At 51.6% G+C, this 601-nt stretch carries 1 protein-coding gene; it reads right to left on the bottom strand.

Annotation, left to right across the window (positions count from 1 at the left end; translation table 11 throughout):
• On the bottom strand, positions 1 to 601 hold a 601-nt coding region (locus tag FE394_RS19415; protein ID WP_319927953.1), incomplete at both ends, for an STY4528 family pathogenicity island replication protein.

Consider the following 601-nt stretch of genomic DNA (forward strand, 5'->3'; position numbering starts at 1 on the left):
CAGGCGTCGCAATAGGGGGGTCAGCTTGTGCATACAGTTTTCCCTCCCGTGCCCGTTTCATCATCGCCAGCAGCCAACCGACCGGATTGCCGATTTTGCCTGCGTGTAGCGCTTTGTCCAGACAGCCCAATACGGTTTGTGCCTGTTCAGCGGGCAGTGCCTGTAATTGACCGGTCAGCATGGTCACATCTTCCGGCTCCAGTTGTCGGCAAAGCCCTTCTGGCAGAAAAATAGCGGAGGGTGGATTGACGTATGTTTTTTTATTCACATTCTGTGTAAAAGAACGTACATAACGGTTCGGTTTAACGGAATCACTGTAACCTGATGATTTTATACTGAGTTCGGATACCGAATTCCGCTTAGTCTGCCCCTCTTTTTGTCTCAGTTCGGTTTCCAAATCCGGTTTCATTTCCCTGAGTTCGGTTTGCATCTCTTCCGGTTGCAGTCCTGATTGAATCCGCTGACGCATCACGCTTTGCTGCGGCGTCTGTACCGCATTCAGCCGCGCTTCCAGTAAACAGAGATGACTATGGCGATGACGCATCATCGGATCATCCCTGATGTCAGTCAGTACCTCCCGTGCCGTCTGGCTGATAGTGCG

The organism is Xenorhabdus littoralis (genome assembly GCF_033949345.1).
Taxonomy (GTDB): Bacteria; Pseudomonadota; Gammaproteobacteria; order Enterobacterales; family Enterobacteriaceae; genus Xenorhabdus; species Xenorhabdus littoralis.